Below are 19,558 nucleotides of genomic sequence, written 5' to 3'. Positions count from 1 at the left end.
GGTTTTCTTCATTCGGTGCTGTGCTAAGGTAGCGCCATCATTGCCCCAGAGAAGGAATTGCCCATGGATGCCCTCACCCTGTTGCTCAACCGCCACTCCTGTGGCCGCCTGACCACACCCGCACCGAGTGGTGAGGTGCTCGACAATATCCTCAAGGCGGGCCTGCGCGCGCCGGATCACGGCACCCTGACTCCCTGGCAATTCATTCTGTTTGAAGGGGAGGGGCGCGAGCGGTTGGGCAAGCTGTTGGCCGAGGCTGCCCGTGCTCGTGGCGAGGATGACGATAGCGTCAAGAAGTGCAGCGAAGCGCCGCTGCGGGCGCCCTTGGTCGTGGCGGTGGCAACCCGTTATCAGGAGCACCCCAAGGTGCCGAAACTGGAGCAGGAGCTCTCCGCCGGTTGCGCCCTGATGGCAATGCAGATGGCGGCGCAGGCGCAGGGCTTCAACGGCATCTGGCGCTCCGGCTGGTTTATCTTCGATGCGCAGATCAACAAGGGACTGGGATTGGCGGCGGAAGATCAGCTGGTGGGCTTCCTCTACCTCGGCACCCCCATGCTGGAAGCGCGCAAACTGCGCGAACTGCCGCGCGATGAGTTTGTCCGCCGTTTCTGACACTTCGGTCACGTTGCGCTAGAAAAAAGTAAAGCCTCGAGAAATCGGGGCTTTTTTGTTTAACCGTGAATAGTAACCAGAGTGGTTGGGGAAAATAAATGGGTCAAAGAGGCTTCGCGTGCCATAGCAGGTAATTATTTAAATAGTGCGATGTACCTCGCAATCCTGTTGTATTTCACTATGTAAAACGTTTGCGCATTCGATAATATCTCCCTGCCAGTTTAGAAGGGCACTCCTTCTAATTTTTCTGCGATGAGAGTCGCAATTCCGTAGCACCTTTTAACAGCCCAACGTCTTCGTGACATTGGGCTTTATTTTTTATGAGGTGTCGGGGCGGCGGTGAGCTGATGGCGGCATCGGCTCACCGCCCGGTGGCTACCTTATGCCCTGTTTTTGGCGGGCAGGATCCGGGCCGGGTTGCCGACTACCCGGGCACCGGCCGGTACATCTTTGGTGACTACAGCACCCGCGCCGACGATCGCCTCTCGCCCTATGGTGACACCGGGCAGCAAGATGGCGCCGCCCCCAATCCAGACCTTATCTTCAATGGTGACCGGCAGCGCCGTCTCTGTTCCCTGAATCCGTTCGTCGGCCTCCAGTGCATGGGCTGCGGTATAGATCTGCACATTTGGCCCAATCATCACGTTGGCGCCGATGCGGATGGGGGCATTATCCAGCAGGGTCGCCCCCATATTGATGTAGGAGTCCTTGCCTAGGTGGATGTGGCGGCCATAGGTACAGTAGAGGGGCGGGCAGATAAAGGCGTTCTCTGCCAGTTCGCCAACCAGCTCCGCCAGCTGTGTCCGCTGCTCTGCGTCCTCTTCCGCCTGATTGAAACGGCGGTAGCGCCGTGCCGCCTCCAAGCGCAACTGGGCCAACTCGGGGGCCATGCAGTTGTACGGTTGGCTGCTGATCATCTTCTGGTATTCGCTCATGGAGGTTCCTTTCCTTCATCTGTCATGGGATTGGATATTGGCGCCAATACGGCAGGAGGAACGTGATCATCCACCCGATACGGGCAGAACCAGATTGGCAGGTCTGCCTTCGGCAAAGGCCAGAACATTCTCGAACGCCACGCGAAAGTAGAGTTCGTAGCTGTTTTGCTCCACATAGCCGAGATGAGGTGTCGCCAATACGTTGGGCAGGCGCAGCAGGGGCTCGTTTTGTGGCGTTGCCGGTTCGATGTCAAACACATCGATCGCGGCCCGTTTCCCAGGATGGTTGCATAGCTCCGCATAGAGGGCGCCCGGCTCGATAAGTTCGGCCCGGCTGGTATTGACCAGCAGAGAGTCACCTTTCATGCGGGTCAGATCTGCGCGGGTAACAGCGCCGCGGGTTGTCTCGCTCAGGCGCAGATGCAGTGTGAGGATATCGGCTTGACTGAAGAACGCCTCCTTGCCAGAGGCGCTGGCATAGCCATCCAGCTCGGCCTGCCTTCGCGAAGCCTCACTGCCCCATATCAGTACCGACATGCCAAATGCCTTGCCATAGCGGGCGATCCGCTGGCCTATCTTGCCGTAGCCCCAGATGCCGAGTGTCAGGCCATGCAGAGTGCGTCCCAAACCGAGGCTGCCGGATTGCTGCCATTGACCTTGGCCCAGCGCTTGGCTGTAAGCTGGAATATGGCGGGAGGCTGCCATGATGAGCGCCCAGCAGAGCTCGGCGGGGGCAATGGGGCTGCCTACGCCTTCTGCCACGGCAACGCCGTACCGCTGGCACAGTGCCGGGTCGATATGCTGGCTGATTTTGCCGGTCTGGCTGATGAGTTTAAGGGTGGGAAGCCGCATCAGCAGTTGTTCGTCGATGCGGGTACGCTCGCGGATCAGCACCAGTGCTTCCACATCTGCCAGCTTGGCTGCAAGTCGCGCCGGATCCGGTTCGCTCTGGTTGAGGATGATAACGTCATGAGCTGCAAGCAGCGCAAAGCAGGGGAGGTGGCGCACCTGATCCTGATAGTCATCCAGAATGGCAATCCGCATAAGAAGTCCCTCTCGGTTGCGTTGGCTCGGATCGCTATCTTACCGGAATAAAGGCGAGTGTTGTTTTCAAACGAACACAATCAGAAGGGAGGGCGATCATGCCCATGTCCACGGACCTGGAAGAGTTCGACAGGCCAAAACAATCAGGGCCCCCGAATGGGAGCCCTGATGGCATGAGGTTGGCGTCTATGTTGCCCGCGCTTAGCCGTGCTTGCGGCCGGAGAGGCGGCACCACTCTTCCTTGACGGCGGTCGGGTCCATCTCGAACCACTGGCCGTAGATGGTTTCCAGCTCCGGCGCCTGGCTCTCCAGCACGCCGGAGAGGGCCATCAGGCTGCCCGGTTTGCCGTGGCCGGCTATAAGTGGCGCCAGTTCGCGCAGCGGGCCGGCCAGGATGTTGGCGACCACCACGTCCGCTTCGACATCTTGCGGCTGGTCGGCCGGCAGGTAGAGTTCGATCTGGCCCGCAACCCCGTTACGCTCGGCGTTGTCGCGGCTGGCCTGGATGGCTTGCGGGTCGATGTCGATGCCGATGACGCGGGCGGCGCCCAGCTTCAGGGCGGCGATGCCGAGAATGCCGGAGCCACAACCAAAGTCGACCACGGTTTTACCGGTCAGATCCAGTCCGTCCAGCCACTGCAGGCAGAGGGCGGTGGTGGGGTGGGTACCGGTACCGAAGGCCAGACCCGGATCCAGCATGACGTTGACCGCATCGGGGTTCGGCACATCGCGCCAGCTCGGGCAGATCCAGAGGCGCTCGCCAAACTGCATGGGGTGGAAGTGATCCATCCACTCGCGCACCCAGTCCTTGTCTTCCAGCTGCTCGACCTTGTAGCCGACGTTTTCGCCGAAAATCTGCTGGAAGAAGGCGATGGTGGGGGCCGGATCGGTTTCGGCATCGAACAGACCCATCACTTCGGTCTCGCCCCAGAGCGGGGTTTCACCGGGCATGGGTTCATAGACGGGCACATCCTTGGCATCCATAAAGGTCACGGCCTGGGCTCCACGCCCCAGCAGCATGTTGCTCACCTTGTCTGCGGTCTTGGCAGTGGCGTTGATTCGAATTTGTATCCAGGGCATGGCGTCGACTCTTCATAAATGTGAAACCGCGAGATTCTATCATCATGGGGCAGTGCTGTCGTGGTTTGCCCATGATGTGGGGGGATATGGGGGCTTTTGCCGGATTGGCACGGTTCCTGTATTGCTCTATGCAGGCGAAGACGATCGGTTTTCGCTGAACGCTTTGCTCAAGTTCCGTCATCTTTCACTGCCACCCTCGGGTGGCATTTTTTTATCTGCACTTGTTTGCCTGGTAAACAGTCTGCCAGACAAAAAAAGAGCAAGGTCGGCACCTTGCTCAAGGACGGGCTGACGCCGTTTGGGCGCATTCATGCTGCTGTTGGCACGCCAGATGCAAAGACTAATATGTCCTGCATAAGGATATGTGTGTGATTGTTACCCCAATGTTCAGGTATTCAGGCCATTTCTCGCGAAATGGCCTCTTTTTTGGCTGATTGTCGGACGTTGGCCTGCCACTGGCTGACATGAGCGCCGCTGGTTGTGCCCGTTTGGGGCATCTCCTTGGTGAACTTATCCCATCATGGTGCGTTTGAGGGCTTAGTTGGCAAAGCCGCTCATGTCGATCACCAGCTTGCCTACCATGCGGCCCGCCTCCACCTCGGCATGGGCCTGAGCCAGCGTGACCGGGGTCAGCGAAGGGATGGTCCTGGTCAGGGTGGTCTGCAGTACCCCTTCATCGACCAGTGCCGCCACCCGGCCGAGCAGGCGGTGCTGCTCGATCATGTCCGGCGTCTGGAACAGGGAGCGGGTGAACATGAACTCCTGGCTGAAGGTGACACTCTTGCTCTTGAGCAGGGAGAGATCCCACGGCTCGCTCGATTCGGCGATGGTACAGATATGGCCAAACGGGCGGATCAGCCCGGCCATGGTGGCCCAGTGCTCGGCGGTGGCGTTGGTGCAGAAGATGGCATCGACCTGAGTGATGCCAAGGGCGGTCAGCTCCTCCTGCAACTTGTGGTGGTTCACGACCTGATGGGCGCCCATTTCGAGGCACCACTCACGGCTCTCTGGGCGGGATGCGGTCGCAATCACCTCCATGCCGGTGAGCTGGCGGGCCAGCTGGATGGCAATGGAGCCCACGCCACCGGCGCCGCCGATGATCAGCAGTTTGCCACGGCTCTCGCGGGTGAGGGCGAAGCGCTCGAACAGGGTCTCCCAGGCGGTGATGGCGGTGAGCGGCAGGGCGGCGGCCTCCACATCGCTCAAGCTGGTGGGGGCGATCGCGGCGATGCGCTCATCCACCAGTTGCAAGGCGCTGTTGCTGCCCGGACGGCTAATGTCGCCGGCATACCAGACCCGATCGCCCGCCTTGAACAGGGTCACTTCGCTGCCGGTGGCGATCACTTCTCCCACCGCATCCCAACCCAGTACCCGGGGTGAGCTTTCAATTTTGGCCTTGGGGGAGCGCACCTTGGTATCCACTGGATTGACGGAGGTAGCTGTGACCCGCACCAGCAGGTCCCGCGGGCCAGGGTTGGGGTCGGGCAGGTTGGCGGCGATAAAGCAGTCGGGGTGGTCGCTTGGCAGATAGTGAGTCAGGGCTATGGCTTTCATGGCTTTTCCTTTTAAATCGGTGTGTTCGGGATTGCCACTCACTCTAGTCTGGTTGATTATCAAGATTAAGATGGGTAATCGGTAAAGACTGTTTGAGTATATGAACAATGTCGATCTGGAGTTGATGGGACTGTTCGCCACCGTGGTGGAGCAGGGGAGCTTTACCCGAGCCGCCGAGCTGCTCGGTATGCCCAAGTCGTCGGTGAGTCAGAAGATCTCGCGGCTCGAATCCCAGCTCGGGGTGCGGCTGTTGCAGCGCACCACCCGCAGGTTGAGCCTGACGCCGCAGGGGGAACTCTATGTCGAACACTGTCAGGGATTGCTGGCACTGGCGCGCAGCGCCAATCTGGCGATGGCAAGGCTGCGCTCGGCCCCGGCGGGGCGGGTGCGGATCACCGCCCCCGAGGCGACCGGCACCCTGCTGCTTGGCCGGATCCTCGCCGAGTTTCGCGCCCTCTATCCAGAGGTAGTGCTGGAGCTGACCCTGAGTGACGAACAGCTCGATCTGGTGGGGGAGGGTTACGATCTGGCGCTGCGGGCGGCGCCGCTGAAAGACTCCAGCCTCATCTGTCGGCGCATCGGTCAGGTGGCACGCCATCTGGTGGCGGCACCTGCCTATCTGGCGGCTCACGGCATGCCGCAACAGCTGAGCGAGCTGGGCCGTTATGCCTGTCTGGTGCACTCGGCCATGCCGGTGTGGCCATTGCAGGAGGGGGGCTGGCGGCCGCAGGGGGCCTGTGTCAGTAACAGCTTGCTGGCGCTGCGGGAGATGGCGATCCATGACGGGGGGATTGCCCTGTTGCCCCACCATGTCTGTGAAGGGGATCTGGCGGCGGGGCGGTTGCAGAAGGTGTTGCCGGATCATCCTATCCCGGTCAATCCGTTTTACCTTATCTATCCGAGTCGGGAGCATCTGGCCCCCGCCCTGCGTACCCTGATGGATTTCGTGGCCGAGCGGTTGCCGTTCGCCTGAGTTACCAGCTGCTCTGGCTGGCCGACTCCTGATTGGGTTTGAGGCCGAGGGGGACTGACTGGCGCTCCGCCAGCATGCGGATCTGCCCTTCAATCAGGCTGGCGCTGGGACCCAGCACCAGCACCAGCTGGTGGTCGTTGAGCTGGATCCAGGAGAGGCAGCCCAGCCCCAGCAAGCGGGATTGATCCACCAGTGAAATATCGCGCACCCGCAGGCTGAGGCGGGTGAGGCAGACGCTCATCGCCACCAGATTGTCCATCCCGCCCAGCACCTTGAGGTACTGGATCGCCAGCATCTGCGGGTCGGAGGGGGCAACACTGGCAAGGCGCGGATGCTCCACTGCGATGGGCTTGCTCGGCATGCTGAGGGGGGCACGCTCCAGCAGCTGATAGAACAGCAGGGTGTAGGCGACGAAGAACAGGATACCGACCGGAATGAGCCAGAAGCTGTGCTCACCGGATTGATAGCTCAGCACCAGATCCAGCAGACCGGCGGAGAAATAGCTGCCCACCTTGATCCCCAGCCCGCTGCAGACCGCCAACGATAGCCCGGTCAGCAGGGCGTGGGCCAGAAACAGCCAGGGGGCGGTAAAGGCGAACAGAAACTCGATGGGTTCGGTGATGCCCACCAGTGCCGAGGTGAGCGCCAGGGTGAGCAGCAGCCCGCCCTGCGGCAGCCGCTGCATCCGCTGGCGGTGCAGCCAGATGGCAAAACAGGCGCCCGGCAGGCCGAACATGATGATGGGGTAGAGACCGGCCACATACCCTTCATGAAGGGGTTGGGCTGCAGCCAGCGCCTGCAGGTTGCTCTCGCCAAGGCCGATCACGCTGCCCAGCACCTGATGCAGTCCGAGCGGGATCAGCAAGCGGTTGAGGGTGCCGTAGCAGAAGGCGCCAAACGGCGTGGTGAGCAGCTCGGAGGTGAGCAGGGTCAGCCCGCGCTCCAGCGGCGGCCACAGCAGCGAGAGGGGAATGGCGATCAGTAGACAGGCCAAGGCCGACACCAGCAGGCTGGGAAACTCCCCCTTGGCGATCTGCAGCCAGCGAGGCAGTTTCTGCTGGTGAACCCAGGGATAGATGATGGCGGTGGTGAGCCCCGCCAGCAGGCCGCAGATCATGTCGGCGTGCAGGTTGGGGGCCAGAGTATTGAAGGCGGTACTGAGCAGCAGGAAGTTGACCGCACCCGCCAGCGTCTGTCCGCCCAGCTCCTGCCGGCTCAGGCCAAAGGCGATCGCCACCGCATAGATAAGCGGCATCTGGCTGAAGATCGCCTGACCGGTGAGGGAGAGCACCGCCAAATCGAGTACGTCGGGTTGCCCAAGCCGGTAGATCAACGCCGCCATCGGCAGGATGGAGACGGGCAGCAGCAGGGCATAACCGAGCCGCTGCAGGGCTTGAGTGACGACTTGTCGAGTGGCTTTTACGGGCATACAGCGGCTACTTTTTGTGACTTGGCGCACAGTTTAACCGGAAACCACCCATTTGGGGATAGTTTTGGAACCCCTAATTTATCTTTTTATTATTTCTGCTCGAAAAGCTCGCGCACTTCCCGCGAGGGCGGCGCCGTCAGCAGGCTCACCGTGATAAAGACCACCAGCGCCAGCGTGAGGCTTGGCACGATGGCGTGCAGTCCAGCCAGCTTGATCCCCCACTGACTCAGTACCCCATAGCTGACGATGCCGCTGACCATGCTGGCCAGCGCGCCCGGGCCGTTGGCCCGCGACCAGTAGAGGCCAAGCACCAGCGGCCAGAGGAACACTGCCTGCAGACCACCAAAGGCGAGCAGGTTGAGCCAGATGATCATCTCGGGCGGTTGCAACGCCGCTAGCAGCACCAGAGTGCCGAGGATCAGGGTACAGAGCAGGGAGAGACGCGGAATGCGCACTTCCAGCTTCTCCTGCTTCGGGCTCAGGTAATTGAGGTAGAGATCTTTCACCAGCGTGGCGGAGGCCTGGATCAGCTGGGAGTCGATGGTGGACATGATGGCCGCCATCGGCGCCGCCAGAAAGACCCCAGCCAGCCAGGGGGGCAGCACTTCCATCATCAGGGAGGGCATGATCTTGTCCGGGCTGTCCATACCGGGCAGGATGGCGCGGCCAAGGGCGCCAGCCAGATGCATGCCGAACATCAGCAGGGCGCTGACCACGGTGCCGATCAGAATGCCACGATGGAGCGCCTTGCTGTCGCGATAGCCAAAGCAGCGCAGCGCCGAGTGGGGCAACCCCACCACCCCGACACAGACCAGGATCCAGAAGCTCAGCATAAAGGGCTGGGTCAGCATGTCGCCGGCTCCTTGCGGGCTCACCAGCTTGGGATCGATCTCCCTGAGCTGGTGGATGAGGTTCGGCAGGCCGTCACCGGCAATCAGAATCCCCGCCAGCAAGGCACCGGTGCCGATCAGCATGATGATCCCCTGCAGGGCATCGGTCATCACCACCGCACGGAAGCCGCCGATGATGGTGTAGAGCAGCACGCAGCTGGCAAACAGCATCAACCCCTGCTGGTAGGAGAGGCCGGTGGCGGTCTCCAGCAGGCGGGCGCCACCGATAAACTGCACCACCATGGTTGCGATAAAGGCGAGGATGATAGTGACGGAGCCGAGGATCACCACCGCCTTGCTCTGATAGCGGGCCCACAGCATGTCGTTGATGGTCACCGCATTGACCCGGCGGGCGATGATGGCGAACTTCTTGCCAAGCACCCCCAAGGTGAGCCAGACGGTGGGCAGCTGGATCATCGCCAGCAACACCCAGCCCAGACCGATCTTGTAGGCCGCACCCGGCCCGCCGATAAAGGAGGAGGCCGAGGTGTAGGTGGCAACCAGCGTCATCGCCAGCACCAGCCCGCCCATGCTGCGGTTGCCGATGAAGTACTCCTGCACGAAGTTGCCTTCGGCGCGATGGCGGCTGGCCCAAAAACCGACCCCCAGCACCAGCACCAGATAGATGACGAGCGGCAGCATCAACTCAAGATTCATGGGATGACTCCTGGCCGGAAGGGGAGTGGGTATCGAGGGGGATCTCCACAAACAGCCGGTTCACCATCAGGGCGCAGAGCAGAATGAACAGCAGTGGCATCACCATGCAGCTGAGCAGGAACCACAGCGGCAGCCCCCATAACTCCAGCTGGAGCGGGATAAAATAGGCGGTGCCATACCAGGCAAAGAAGTAGAGCAGGGTCAGCAGCAGGCAGAAAGCTGCTTCCCGGCGGGCGAGAGCAAAACGGTTCACCTTGGCCTCCGACAAATTTGAGGGGCGCAAGGATAACAAAAAAGGGCCATGTCGCCATGGCCCTTTTTCAGCAGAGGCTCCTTGCGGAGCTGACTTCCGGCTGGATTGCAGATAAACAGCTGGCTGCTATCTGGCCGGAAGTGATTGTTCTGCCTGCGAGATCTTACAGACCCAACTTCTTGTGCAGATAGTGGATATTGGTGCCACCGTGCTGGAAGTTTTCGTCTTTCATGATCTCTTTTTGCAGCGGTACGTTGGTCTTGATCCCTTCCACCACCAGCTCGTCCAGCGCATGACGCATGCGGGCGATGGCAATGTCACGATTCTCGCCGTAGCAGATCAGCTTGCCGATCATCGAATCGTAGTGGGGCGGTACCTTGTAACCGGCATAGATGTGGGAGTCCCAACGCACGCCCAGACCACCCGGCGCGTGGAAGCGCTGCACCAGACCCGGAGAGGGCATGAAGGTGGCCGGATCTTCGGCGTTGATCCGGCACTCGATGGCGTGGCCACGGATGCGGATATCCTGCTGGGTGATCGACAGGGGCTGACCGGCGGCAATGCGCAGCTGCTCCTTGATCAGATCGATACCGGTGACCATCTCGGTGACCGGATGCTCAACCTGGATACGGGTGTTCATCTCGATGAAATAGAACTCGCCGTTCTCGTACAGGAACTCGAAAGTACCCGCACCGCGGTAGCCGATCTCGATACAGGCGCGCACGCAGCGCTCGCCGATGAACTTGCGCATTTCGGCGGTGATGCCCGGTGCCGGTGCCTCTTCCACCACTTTCTGGTGGCGACGCTGCATGGAGCAGTCACGCTCGCCCAGATAGAGGGCGTTGCCCTGGCCGTCTGCCAACACCTGAATTTCGATGTGGCGCGGGTTTTCCAGGTACTTCTCCATGTAGACCATGTCGTTCTTGAAGAACTGGCCTGCTTCGGATTTGGTTAGAGCGATGGCGCCCGCCAGTTCCGCTTCATTGCGCACCACGCGCATGCCGCGACCACCACCGCCACCGGCGGCCTTGATGATCACCGGATAGCCGATGCGCTTGGCAATGGCGGCGTTGTGCTTGGCGTCGTTGTCGACGGGGCCGTCAGAGCCCGGTACACACGGCACGCCAGCCTTCTTCATCGCTTCGATGGCAGAGACCTTGTCACCCATCAGGCGAATGGTCTCAGGCCTAGGGCCGATGAAGATGAAGCCGGATTTTTCAACCACTTCGGCGAAGTCGGCGTTCTCGGAGAGGAAGCCGTAACCCGGGTGGATAGCCACGGCACCGGTTACCTCGGCGGCGGCGATGATCGCCGGGACGTTGAGGTAGGAGTCGGTACTGGCCGGTTTGCCGATACAGATGGATTCGTCGGCCAGCAGCACATGTTTGAGCTCCCGGTCGGCGGTGGAGTGAACGGCCACTGTCTTGATCCCGAGCTCTTTACAAGCGCGCAGGATCCGCAGGGCAATTTCACCGCGGTTGGCGATGACTACTTTGTCCAACATGGGTGGCGATTTCCCTTATTCGATGATGAACAGCGGCTCGTCAAATTCGACGGCCTGACCATTTTCAACCAGGATCGCTTTGATCACACCGGCCTTGTCAGACTCGATTTGGTTCATCATTTTCATGGCTTCGACGATGCACAGGGTGTCGCCGACATTGACGTGCTGACCCACTTCCGCGAACGGCTTGGCATCCGGGCTGGAGGAGCGGTAGAAGGAGCCAACCATCGGGGAGCGCATCAGGTGACCGCTCGGCGCGGCATCAGCGGCAGGTGCGGCAACCGGGGCGGCAGCGGCAGGTGCGGCAACCGGAGCGGCTTGCTGCATCATCATCTGCGGCATGGCGGTGGTCACCTGACCGGAGAAGTTGCGGCTGATGCGAACGGACTCTTCACCTTCGGAGATCTCCAGTTCGGCGATGCCGGACTCTTCAACCAGTTCAATCAGCTTCTTGATTTTGCGGATATCCATTAGCATTCTCTTTCTTCTTTATCTGATCAGTGATTATCAAGCCGCGCGCAGATGGTGCACGGCCGCGGTTAAAGCGAATTGGTAGCCATCGGCCCCCAGACCACAAATGACCCCTTTGGCGACATCAGACAGATAGGAGTGATGACGGAACGGCTCCCTGGCATGGACGTTTGACAGGTGAACCTCGATAAAAGGGATGGCAACGCCCAGCAGCGCATCGCGAATAGCGACGCTGGTGTGGGTGAAGGCGGCTGGATTGATGATGATAAAATCCACCTGGCCCATGGCCTGATGGATGCGGCTGACCAACTCATGTTCGGCGTTGGATTGCAGATGTTCCAGAGTGACACCGAGTTCGCTGGCGTTAAGCTTCAGATCGGCGACGATCTCATCGAGCGTCTTGCTGCCGTAGATACCCGGTTCCCGTTTGCCCAGCAGATTCAGGTTTGGTCCGTTGAGCAGGAGAATTCGGTGATTTTGCGACATATTGAGTGCATCCTCGATGATAATGCTGCTATCTATCAGCTATCTTGTGGACTACCAGAAATCTAGCCATTTTCTGCGCAAATCGGTGTGCCCTGGCACACAGATTTCGCAATTATATTGATTTCGTGAAAATTAGCAGCATTTTACTGGTCTAATCTCTACATCTGGCTATTTATTGCGCGTTTCGGTCGGCAAGGCGCCGTGACTGCCGCCCTGCTGTTTGCTGGCGGATGAGAAACAACAAAGCCGGCGCAGGGCCGGCTTTGTTGGGCAACAAACGAAGCGGGATCAGGCGGCTTCCGACTTCTCGCGAATGAGTTTGTCCACTACGCCCGGATCCGCCAGGGTGGAGATATCCCCCAGACTGTCGGTCTCGCCGGTGGCGATCTTGCGCAAGATCCGGCGCATGATCTTGCCGGAACGGGTCTTCGGCAGCCCCTCCGCCCAGTGAATGACATCTGGCGTGGCGATGGCGCCAATCTCCTTGCGCACCCACTCCTTCACCTCCTTGTGCAGCTCGCGGCTCGGCTCTTCCCCGGCGATCAGGGTGACATAGGCGTAGATGCCCTGACCCTTGATCTCGTGAGGAACCCCCACCACCGCCGCTTCGGCGATCTTGGGATGGGCCACCAGCGCCGATTCAATTTCGGCGGTCCCCATGCGGTGGCCGGAGACGTTCAGTACATCATCCACCCGACCGGTGATCCAGTAGTAGCCATCGGCATCGCGACGGGCACCGTCGCCAGTGAAGTAGCGGCCGGGGAAGGTGGAGAAGTAGGTCTGCTCGAAGCGCTCGTGATCGCCGAACACGGTGCGCATCTGGCCCGGCCAGGAGTCGGTGATCACCAGATTGCCCTCGGTGGCCCCCTCCAGCGGCTCGCCCATGTTGTCTACCAGCGCCGGTTGTACCCCGAAGAAGGGGCGGGTCGCCGAGCCCGGTTTCAGGTCGGTGACGCCGGGCAGCGGCGTAATCAGGATGCCGCCGGTTTCGGTTTGCCACCAGGTATCGACGATGGGGCAGCGCTCGTCGCCAATGGTGCGGTAGTACCACTCCCAGGCTTCCGGGTTGATGGGTTCACCCACCGAGCCCATGATGCGCAGGCTCTGGCGCGAGGTGCCGGTGACCGCTTCGTTGCCCTTGGCCATCAGGGCGCGAATGGCGGTGGGGGCGGTATAGAGAATGGTGACCTTGTGCTTGTCCACTACCTGGCTCATGCGGTTGGTCGCCGGGTAGTTGGGCACCCCTTCGAACATGATGGTGGTGGCGCCATTGGCCAGCGGCCCGTAGACCAGATAGGAGTGACCGGTGACCCAGCCCACGTCGGCGGTACACCAGTAGATATCCTGCTCGTGGTAGTCGAACACATATTTGAAGGTGAGGGTGGCATAAACCAGATAGCCGCCGGTGGTGTGCAGCACCCCCTTGGGTTTGCCGGTGGAGCCGGAGGTATAGAGGATAAAGAGCGGATCTTCGGCGTTCATTGCCTCGGGCGGGCAGTCGATGCTGACGGCAGCGGTCGCTTCGTGCCACCAGATGTCGCGGTGGTTGTGCCAGGCGACATTGCCCCCGGTGCGTTTGAGCACGATCACCTTGTTGACCTGGGTATCCGGGTTGGTGAGCGCTTCATCCACATTCTTCTTCAGCGGCACCGGACGGCCGCCACGCAGTCCCTCATCGGCGGTGATCACGATGCGCGAGCCCGAGTCGATGATGCGACCGGCCAGCGCTTCCGGCGAGAAGCCGCCGAAGACGATGCTGTGTACCGCGCCGATGCGGGTACAGGCCAGCATGGCGATGGCGGCTTCGGGCACCATGGGCATATAGAGGCAGACCACGTCGCCGCGGTGAACCCCTTGTGCTTTCAATACGTTGGCAAACTTGCACACTTCGCTGTGCAGCTCACGGTAAGTGAGTTTGCGATCTTCGGCGGGGTTGTCCCCTTCCCAGATGATGGCGACCTTGTCACCCCGTTCGGCGAGATGGCGATCGAGACAGTTGGCCGAGACGTTGAGCTGGCCATCTTCAAACCATTTGATGGAGACATGGCCCGGATCGTAGGAGGTGTTCTTGACCTTGGTATAGGGTGTCATCCAGTCGAGGATTTTTCCCTGCTCTCCCCAGAAGGCGTCCGGATTGTCGATGGAGGCCTGATACATGGCCTCGTACCCGGCCTTGTCCAGCAGGGCGCTGTCGCTGATATGGGATTTGACCGGGTAGACCTTGCTCTCGCTCATCTGTCACTCCTTTGAATAGATCTTTTAATGGTTTCTTAACAACTTATACCTTTGGTAGCGGGGGGCAATTAGACTTTTGGATAGGCGGCAACAGTTGGTTACAGGGCAAAGAGTGACAATTAATCGGCAAGCGGGTAAAAGGGCCGTGTCGATTAATTGGAGGTGATTATGTTTTCCCTGTTGCTCTGTGCATCCCTCTGGCAGTTTGATGCGCCAGTGCCTGCTGGCGAACCGCTGAAAGAGTTTGCGATCACCCATCAGGAGGCCTCACCCGCACTGCGGGATCGGGTGGCCGATCAGCTTGGCCATGCATGGCAGGCCAAAGAGCCCGGTACCAGACTCACCTTCAGGGAGCCTGCCCCCCGTTATGCTGGCGAATCACCGCTGACGCGCATGCTCAATGACCGTGATGATGGTTGGGAATCCCGCTTGCAGATTGAGTGGTAATCCGGTTAGCAGCCAGGAGGCGGATGCCTCCCGGCTGGTTGCCTGCCGCTATGAGGCATAGCGCTGATGCAGGCGATCCCCCATATGCTCGACATGCAGTGGTTTGCTGAACAGATAGCCCTGCCCTTCGCCGCAGTTGAGTGACTGCAAGAAGGCGTGTTGTGCCTTGGTTTCAATTCCCTCGGCGGTGACCTCCATATCCAGACTGTCGGCCAGATTGATGATGGTGCGGCAGAGCTCCCGACTGTTCTTGTCTTCCGGTAATGCCTGCACAAAGGCCCGGTCGATCTTGATGCGATCGATCGGCAGGGTCTTGAGCAGACTGAGTGACGAGAAGCCGGTGCCAAAGTCATCGATGGCAATCTGCACGCCGAGATTTTTCAGGCGGGTAAAGAGATCCAGACTCTGTTCGACCCGCTGGATGATGCTCTCCGTCACCTCAATTTCCAGCCGTTCTGGCGGAAATCCGGTCTCGGCCAGAATGGCGGCGACCCGCTCAACGTAGCCCGGGGAGCGCATCTCCCGCACCGACACATTAACCGACAAGCGGGGCACCGGCAGCCCGGCAGCCAGCCAGTTTTTCCCCTGCTCGCAGGCGTTACGCATCACCCACTCGCCAATCTTCTCGATCAGGCCGCACTCCTCCGCCACCGGAATAAAACGGGTCGGCGCTATCATCCCCTCATTGGGGTGTTGCCAGCGCAGCAGCGCTTCCAGCCCGCTCAGGTGGCCGTTGGCCAGATTGGTCATGGGTTGATAGAAGATGCAGAGCTGTTCGAGCTCAAGGGCCTTGAGCAGACCCTGCTCAATCTGCATCCGCTCGCGGGCCCGAGCCGCCATGCTGGGGGTATAGAACTGGAAGCCGTTGCGCCCCTGACTCTTCGCCTCGTACATGGCACTGTCGGCGGCGCTGACCAGAGTTTCCGGGCTGTCGGCATGATCCGGATAGATGGCGATACCGATACTCGCCGAGATAGCCACCAGCTCATGGGCCAGCTCAACCGGCTCGCGCAAGACTCTCAGCAGGGTATTGGCGAGGGTCGCCAGCTCGTCAGGCTCCTCCAGATAGGGGATCAGCACCAGAAACTCGTCACCACCGAGGCGGGTTGCCAGATCGTTGTGCTGCAGGCAGCCGCGGATCCGCTCAGCAAGCCGCTTGAGCAGCTCATCGCCGACCCCGTGCCCCAGGCTGTCGTTGATCAGCTTGAAACCATCCAGATCGATAAAGAGCAGCCCCAACCGTTTGTGATTGAGCTGCGCGGTTTTCAGCTCAAGGGCCAACCGCTCCTGCAACAGATGGCGATTGCCCAATTCGGTCAGGGGATCGTGATAGGCAAGGTGATTCAGCTCGGCCTCCACCTTGCGAATGGCGCTGATGTCGGAGAGGGCGATCACATAGTGGGTGGTGTTGTTGAAGTTGTCATAAACCGCGCTGATCTGCTGCCAGGAGGAGAAGTAGCTGCCATCCTTGCGCAGGCAGACCATCTCGCCATGCCAGGCGTTGTTGCCGGGACGCAGGTGATACCATGGATAGTCGAGATCGGTGTAGCGTCTGGGGTGCATGATGATATCCGGGGTGCGCCCTATCACCTCCTCGGCATTGTATTGGGTCAGCATGGTGAAGGCCGGGTTGACCGACAGAATATGGTGCTCGCTGTCGAGGATGATGATCCCCTCGGCCGTGGTATCGAAGACCACGTTGGCCTGATGGAGCCGCTCCTCCTGACGGCGGCGGGCGGTGGCATTGTGAATGACGCCCATGACCCGGTGGCCGACCGACTCGGTGGCGGGCACATGGTCGGCATGAATATCGACCCAGTGCCGCTCTTTGAGGGCGGTGAGGTAGCTCAGGGTGAGATGGATGGGGTCATGGCTTTGCAAGGCCGCCTTGAGCTGGCTGCCTGATCCCGGTTCAAAGCAGTCGACGAACGCTTGCAGCCCGCCGTGGAACTGGTTGGCCTCGATGCCCAGCAGCGGCTCAATCTGGCCGTCGAACAGCAATCTGTCCTCCGCCACGTGCCACTCCCACACACCGATTTGAGCTGCGCGCATCGCCAGTTGCAGCCGCTGTTCGGTTTCATACTGCTCGGTGATGTCCCGCACGATGGCGAGGATGCCGCTCAGCTCGCCCTGCTCATTGCGCATCGGGCTGTAGGTGGCCTGAAAGCGGCGGGAGCTGCTGTCGTACGCAGCTGTTTGACCCGTGATGGCGATATCCACGTAGGGAATGCCGCTGCGCATGATCTGCTGAAACATGGGTTCCAGCGTCGGAGCCAGTTTGGGCACCACTTCTCGGAGGTGCTTGCCCTGATGCTCCTCGATGCTCTTGCCATTGATGTCGGCCAGCACCTGATTGACTTTGCGGTAGCGAAATTCGCGGTCAAAGACGCCGATGCCCAGAGGGGCGTTATCCATCAGCTGTGTCAGGACGGTGTGATCTGACAGCTGGGCCAAGATTGCCTCGGTGGCGGCGTTGAAAGGCTTCCCATCCATGATGACCTCGGCATTGATTGATTTGTCACTTGTGTCGGTTTTCAGTATGGCACGAACGGTTTCGGGGGGCACCAAGCAGAGTTATCTTGCTGTTTGTTGAGGAAAAGTTGTGCCGTGTATCGACCATCTGCGGTGTGCGGTCACTGGGTAGCCGTACCCATATGAGGGCAAGAGAGGGACTTTTTTGAGTTCCTCCCACTTATTGCAAACTGAATTGGTAGCGCAGTGTCAGGTTGACGGTGGGTTGCCAGTCACGTTCCTTCATCAGCCATTGTTTCGCACCCACTTCGGTATCCAGCGTCCATTGATCCCAGCTCCAGCTTCGCTCCAGCGTCATTCCCCATTCACGCCACCCCTCTTCGGCATCATATGCAGACATGTGTGCCTGGTTACCTCTCGTCAGCCAGAGATTAAAGGAGACGTTGGCAGGCAACGGGAGTGAATGCTCCATATACCAGATCTGGCCATAACGGCCGGTCACATCATAAAGCTGGCCAATGCTCAGTTGATGTTCGTCATCCAGTTGCCAGCCAAGGCGCCATAGCGCGCCGAAACGGGTGTGATCCGCCACCTGCATGGGGCTGACCCCCACCGCGATAAAACTCTGTTGATAAAGGGGCAACGCGACGCCCGCACTTTGGCCATCGATAAAGATAAGGCCCATCTGTGTTTCGCGTTCATAGCCGAGCCAGAGTTGCACGGTGGAGTCGGTTCCCTCTCCCGCCCGGCTGCTGTCGAGTTGCCATTGGCTGCCCATGACCAGCGCCCTGGCCGGGAAGGGCGAGATCAGGGCGATGAGCAGCAGTAACCCGCGCTTATTTGCCATACAGTCGTTGCCAGTCCCGATCCTGATGCATCCCCATCAGGTGACAGATGATGCCGGAGCGCTGGAAAGCATGGATAAGCAGTACGCTGGCGCAACAGAGCAGCATGATCAGGCCGAAGCTGTTGGGCAAGATGGTGCCCTGACGAGCCGTCCACCACAGCAGCAAGGGGCCCCACAGGTGGACGAAGATGCTCTTGTGGAAGATGAACACGGTCAGGGAGTACATGCCGATCCAGTTGAGCGGTCGCCAGCAGAGACGAATATTGCGCTGATGCAGCCACAGGATGATGCCGATCACCAGAAACTCCATGCCCCAGATCCCGGCACGGCCAGTCATGTCCAGCGCCAGCTCATGTTCGTTGGCGTAAATGTCGTTGAGTTCGACCGAGCTGGTCTCGCCAAGGCGCAGATAGATGGCGAGCGCCACCACGGAAAGGGTGAGCACCAGGCGATTGAGGCGATCCCGCCACTGGGGGCGCTGATGCCAGCACCAGCCATAGAGAAAGCCGAAACAGCCGCTGGCCATGAAGAGATCGAGGCGGGCATCCAGCTCATAGTCGGGGTGAACGTGCAGCTTCATCCAGCTGTCGATATGGCCAAGCAGGTTCTGTACTCCGAACTGATCCAGCAACAGGCTGAGCACGGTCAGTACCAGCATGCCGCGAATGCCAAACCAGCCATACACCAGCGAGAAGAGTGCCAGCAGACACATCCAGAGCATCACCGGATAGAAGGAGATGGCCTCGCCGAAGTTGGGGGCGATGACCAGCCCCTCCACATAAAGCACGGCGATGATGCTGACAAACAGCACCAGCTTGCTTTTTAGCTGCGGTCTGAAGCTGGTCTGGTCACGACGACTCAGGTTGAAAGCGGCCAGCGCCAGGTAGATCTGGCTGACCCAGGGGATCAGCCAGGCCGAGACCTGGGCCGTGGTGTGATCCATGGGCAGCAGGTGGCCAGCCATGGCTTTGTGGGAGAGGTAGAAGCTGTCCCACAAGGCGTGTTCGCGAGTGAAAAAGTCGATATACCAGTAGTTGAGGTAGCCGGTGTAGTGCTCGAAGACGGCCATAAAGATGACGAGCCCTCGCAACAGGTCGAGACCCGTGATGCGTGCGTCCTGTTGAGGCATGGGGTTGCTCCTGGATCGGTTGAAAAGGAGCCGCACTATAACGGTTGCAACAAAACTGAACGGGGACTGAATGTAAGCGAATATTACCCGACTTCCTCCCCTTACCCTTGCCATGACTGGGGTGAGAGGGATTTGGCTGTCATGATTTGTAATGGTTTGGCCGGTTTTTTAGCCTTTTTGACGACCAAATGCCTGGATGCCGCGCACCAGTACCAGCCAGCCGAGCAGGTGGAATGGCAGAGCCAGCAGATAGAGCAACAGAAAGTGTGACTGGTTGCCGCTGCAGTTGATGAAGTCGATCCAGGCGGCCAGCAGCGCCAGCATGCCGGCGATCTGGAAGCGGCGGCGCAGCACCACCTCGACCCCGAGATTGGCGAGGTAGAGAGTGAGCAGGATACCGCCAAAGCCGGTGAGCTGGGCGGTGCCGTAGAGCTCGCGATCCGGATGGAACAGCAGGGTGACGAGAGGGGTCATGCCCTGATCCAGCGGGATCAGGGCCAGCAGCCAGCATGCAATCAGAAGCAGGGCTGTTTTCATCGC

18 protein-coding genes are annotated in these 19,558 nt (G+C 60.0%); 3 read left to right on the top strand and 15 right to left on the bottom strand.

Features of this window, described 5'->3' with window-relative positions; translation table 11 throughout:
- The first annotated feature begins 63 nt into the window (after positions 1-63).
- Positions 64-612, top strand: a complete 549-nt coding sequence (locus OKC40_RS06065) for an NAD(P)H nitroreductase (RefSeq protein WP_042060031.1) — start codon at positions 64-66, stop codon at positions 610-612.
- A 380-nt stretch (positions 613-992) separates the two neighbouring features.
- Here OKC40_RS06065 and OKC40_RS06060 read toward each other — a convergent pair whose 3' ends face one another.
- The 4 genes from OKC40_RS06060 to OKC40_RS06045 all read right to left on the bottom strand — a co-directional run bounded on the left by OKC40_RS06060 (position 993) and on the right by OKC40_RS06045 (position 5,225).
- Entirely contained in the window at positions 993-1,547 is a 555-nt protein-coding gene (locus OKC40_RS06060) for a sugar O-acetyltransferase (protein ID WP_182938942.1), read from the bottom strand.
- A gap of 66 nt (positions 1,548-1,613) precedes the next feature.
- A complete protein-coding gene (locus tag OKC40_RS06055) occupies positions 1,614-2,591 on the bottom strand; it encodes a D-2-hydroxyacid dehydrogenase family protein (protein ID WP_234601234.1) in 978 nt (325 codons plus the stop codon).
- A 201-nt stretch (positions 2,592-2,792) separates the two neighbouring features.
- Positions 2,793-3,671, bottom strand: coding sequence for a 50S ribosomal protein L11 methyltransferase (prmA, locus tag OKC40_RS06050; protein WP_234601233.1), 879 nt, complete (start codon positions 3,669-3,671; stop codon positions 2,793-2,795).
- Positions 3,672-4,208: 537 nt separating this feature from the next.
- The gene (locus tag OKC40_RS06045) at positions 4,209-5,225 is read right to left on the bottom strand and encodes a zinc-binding alcohol dehydrogenase family protein (protein ID WP_182938945.1); all 1,017 of its coding nucleotides are present in this window, start codon (positions 5,223-5,225) and stop codon (positions 4,209-4,211) included.
- A gap of 100 nt (positions 5,226-5,325) precedes the next feature.
- On the opposite strand from OKC40_RS06045, the gene OKC40_RS06040 reads away from it, so the two are divergent.
- Positions 5,326-6,198, top strand: coding sequence for a LysR family transcriptional regulator (locus OKC40_RS06040; RefSeq protein ID WP_234601232.1), 873 nt, complete (start codon positions 5,326-5,328; stop codon positions 6,196-6,198).
- 1 nt (position 6,199) lies between these two features.
- Here the strand turns inward: OKC40_RS06040 and OKC40_RS06035 are convergent, their stop codons facing one another.
- The 7 genes from OKC40_RS06035 to acs form a co-directional block, all read right to left on the bottom strand.
- Entirely contained in the window at positions 6,200-7,627 is a 1,428-nt protein-coding gene (locus OKC40_RS06035; protein WP_234601231.1) for a PTS transporter subunit EIIC, read from the bottom strand.
- Positions 7,628-7,716: 89 nt separating this feature from the next.
- Positions 7,717-9,174, bottom strand: a complete 1,458-nt coding sequence (panF, locus tag OKC40_RS06030; RefSeq protein WP_234601230.1) for a sodium/pantothenate symporter — start codon at positions 9,172-9,174, stop codon at positions 7,717-7,719.
- A complete protein-coding gene (locus tag OKC40_RS06025) occupies positions 9,164-9,427 on the bottom strand; it encodes a YhdT family protein (protein WP_234601229.1) in 264 nt (87 codons plus the stop codon). Before OKC40_RS06025 ends, panF begins: the two co-directional genes overlap by 11 nt.
- Before the next feature lie 163 nt (positions 9,428-9,590).
- Positions 9,591-10,931, bottom strand: coding sequence for an acetyl-CoA carboxylase biotin carboxylase subunit (accC, locus tag OKC40_RS06020; RefSeq protein WP_042060046.1), 1,341 nt, complete (start codon positions 10,929-10,931; stop codon positions 9,591-9,593).
- Between the two features lie 15 nt (positions 10,932-10,946).
- Complete coding sequence (gene accB / locus OKC40_RS06015) at positions 10,947-11,402, bottom strand: acetyl-CoA carboxylase biotin carboxyl carrier protein (RefSeq protein ID WP_042658503.1); 456 nt, start codon at positions 11,400-11,402, stop codon at positions 10,947-10,949.
- A 36-nt stretch (positions 11,403-11,438) separates the two neighbouring features.
- A complete protein-coding gene (gene aroQ / locus OKC40_RS06010; protein ID WP_042060050.1) occupies positions 11,439-11,888 on the bottom strand; it encodes a type II 3-dehydroquinate dehydratase in 450 nt (149 codons plus the stop codon).
- Positions 11,889-12,176: 288 nt separating this feature from the next.
- The gene (gene acs / locus OKC40_RS06005) at positions 12,177-14,123 is read right to left on the bottom strand and encodes an acetate--CoA ligase (RefSeq protein WP_270794467.1); all 1,947 of its coding nucleotides are present in this window, start codon (positions 14,121-14,123) and stop codon (positions 12,177-12,179) included.
- A 168-nt stretch (positions 14,124-14,291) separates the two neighbouring features.
- Between acs and OKC40_RS06000 the strand changes: the two genes are divergently transcribed.
- Positions 14,292-14,570, top strand: a complete 279-nt coding sequence (locus OKC40_RS06000; protein ID WP_111805147.1) for a hypothetical protein — start codon at positions 14,292-14,294, stop codon at positions 14,568-14,570.
- Between the two features lie 48 nt (positions 14,571-14,618).
- Here the strand turns inward: OKC40_RS06000 and OKC40_RS05995 are convergent, their stop codons facing one another.
- The 4 genes from OKC40_RS05995 to OKC40_RS05980 form a co-directional block, all read right to left on the bottom strand.
- Positions 14,619-17,063 carry a sensor domain-containing protein gene (locus OKC40_RS05995; protein WP_234601227.1) on the bottom strand — a complete coding sequence of 815 codons (2,445 nt, stop codon included), beginning with the start codon at positions 17,061-17,063 and terminating at the stop codon, positions 14,619-14,621.
- A 199-nt stretch (positions 17,064-17,262) separates the two neighbouring features.
- Positions 17,263-17,889, bottom strand: coding sequence for a hypothetical protein (locus OKC40_RS05990; RefSeq protein WP_182933621.1), 627 nt, complete (start codon positions 17,887-17,889; stop codon positions 17,263-17,265).
- The gene (locus OKC40_RS05985) at positions 17,879-19,018 is read right to left on the bottom strand and encodes a hypothetical protein (RefSeq protein WP_234601226.1); all 1,140 of its coding nucleotides are present in this window, start codon (positions 19,016-19,018) and stop codon (positions 17,879-17,881) included. The genes OKC40_RS05990 and OKC40_RS05985 overlap by 11 nt, the downstream gene beginning before the upstream one ends.
- Positions 19,019-19,186: 168 nt before the next feature.
- Positions 19,187-19,555 carry a hypothetical protein gene (locus tag OKC40_RS05980; RefSeq protein WP_058052408.1) on the bottom strand — a complete coding sequence of 123 codons (369 nt, stop codon included), beginning with the start codon at positions 19,553-19,555 and terminating at the stop codon, positions 19,187-19,189.
- Between the last annotated feature and the right edge of the window lie 3 nt (positions 19,556-19,558).

It is taken from the genome of Aeromonas sp. QDB11, from assembly GCF_027705265.1.
GTDB classification, from domain to species: domain Bacteria; phylum Pseudomonadota; class Gammaproteobacteria; order Enterobacterales; family Aeromonadaceae; genus Aeromonas; species Aeromonas allosaccharophila.
The sequence above is the reverse complement of the archived record's forward strand: the minus strand, read 5'-3'. Positions and strand labels throughout refer to the sequence as shown.